This is a genomic window from Nemorincola caseinilytica (assembly GCF_039540515.1).
GTDB lineage: Bacteria > Bacteroidota > Bacteroidia > Chitinophagales > Chitinophagaceae > Nemorincola > Nemorincola caseinilytica.
Genome location: NZ_BAABFA010000020.1, coordinates 1 through 1,079 on the forward strand (window position 1 = coordinate 1; position 1,079 = coordinate 1,079).

Sequence of the window (1,079 nt, forward strand, 5' to 3'; positions counted from 1 at the left end):
TGGTGGCACGCACGCTATAGCTGCCTGCCGCCGTCTGCATACCGAAAGTGATGGCCGAGCCGCTGCCCGCTACTGCTGTGCCTGTGGCCGTGCTGCCATTGTACAGCTGGTAGCTTACGCCGCTCTGTGAGCCTGCAAGGCCTACGGCCACTCCTGTGCCCGTAGCGCAGTAGCTGCCGCCGCCGTTCACTGCTTTGGCCACCGGCAGGGCGTTCACTATCACGTTCGCGCTGCCGTCCATCCACTTCGTACAACCCGTCAGCGGGTTGGTGGCCAGTATACGGTAGTTGCCTGCTTCGGTCTGCGCGCCCATATCCAGCGGGTCGCCTGCACCCTCTATCGCTGCGCCTACCGCTACCGTACCATTGTACAGCTGGTATTCCATGCCGCCCTCTGTGCCCGAAAGGGTCACGCTCACACCGGCCGCGCCATTGCAAAGGCTGCCGCCGCCGCCTACCGTGAAGCTCACGGGAAGGTCCAGTATGTTCACTGATGTATTGCCTGTCATCGCCATCGTACAGCCCGTAACGTCATTGGTGGCCAGTACGCTGTAGGTGCCTGCTATCGTCTGCAGGCCGAAGCTGATATCGCCGCCGGTGCCTGCTACAGGTGCGCCCATCAGCACTCCGCCGCGGTACAGCTGGTAGCTGATGCCTATGTTCGACGACTGCAGGGTCACATCAACTCCGCTGCCGCCCGAGCAGTAGCTGCCGCCGCCGCCAACCGTGTATTCCAGCGGAAGGGCGTTCACCACCACTGTGGCGCTGCCGCTCATGTAGCGCCCGCACGATGTGATGTTATCCGTAGCCATTATCTTATAGATACCTGCATCCGTCTGTGGCTCGAAGGTCAGCGGGGTGCCGTCGCCGGCCAGCGCTGTGCCTACAGGGTCGGGGCCGTTGTACAGCTGGTAGCTCACGCCGCTGTTGCTGCTGCTCAGGCTCACAGTTACGCCCGTACCGCCTGCGCAGTACGCGCCGCCACCGCTCACAGTGTACTGCTGCGGAAGAGGGTCTATAACTATCGTCTGTGTATTGCTCATCGCGCGGCTGCAGCCGGTGATGGTGCTCGTGGCCAGT

1 protein-coding gene is annotated in these 1,079 nt (G+C 62.7%); it reads right to left on the bottom strand.

From position 1 onward, the window contains the following. A partial coding sequence (locus ABD843_RS14160) for a hypothetical protein (protein WP_345084416.1) occupies nucleotides 1-1,079 on the bottom strand: 1,079 nt, incomplete at both ends.